Source organism: Vibrio sp. 10N.222.48.A3, from assembly GCF_041475345.1.
GTDB classification, from domain to species: Bacteria; Pseudomonadota; Gammaproteobacteria; order Enterobacterales; family Vibrionaceae; genus Vibrio; species Vibrio tasmaniensis_A.
Genome location: NZ_JBFRVX010000756.1, coordinates 1 through 596 on the forward strand (window position 1 = coordinate 1; position 596 = coordinate 596).

Consider the following 596-nt stretch of genomic DNA (forward strand, 5'->3'; position numbering starts at 1 on the left):
GATTATGGCTGGTGGCTTTAAAGTGAAATTGCAGGCATTTGCCCGTTTCGCTTGCTGCTTGTAAGCGTTTGGTTTGGTGGATTTCGAGATCGGCTCCCCATAACAATACCGAGTGACAAGCACCACTCTTGAGGCATTGCTCGGCTGCCCATAATGCATCGAGGTCGCGTTGAGGCTCGATCACCAAGATGTTATCGAGCTCAATACCTTGGCTGCTAAAAAATTCGGCACAGATCTTCCCCGGTGGGTTAATGAAGATGGCCAATTTTTGTGAGTTTTGTTGAGCTAAATAGGGTGTAAGCAGGCGAAGTTCGCCGATCCCTTGTTGCGATTCAACCTCAATAACACCATGCGTCGGAAAGCCACCATCAAGCTGTTTATCCAGTTGAGGATAGCCTGTTGAAGTAGTACTTCCTTGCGCTGTTGATTGTAACCCTGTCCAGATTAGCTGGCGGTCTTGTAAGTTTTTTATTAGTTCATGCATAATTAAATACCTGTATATTTATACAGTATATTTAACAATGAAAAAGATGCAAAGAGAAATGATGAAAATTAGCGGAAGTAAGTGTTAGTTGATTGATTTAGATACAAAAAAA

General features: G+C 42.4%; 1 protein-coding gene. It reads right to left on the reverse strand.

Annotated features, from left to right (window positions below):
• Window positions 1-484, reverse strand: a 484-nt coding sequence (gene imuA / locus AB4653_RS19420; protein WP_372105051.1) for a translesion DNA synthesis-associated protein ImuA, incomplete at its 3' end; no start/stop codon positions are given.
• Between the last annotated feature and the right edge of the window lie 112 nt (window positions 485-596).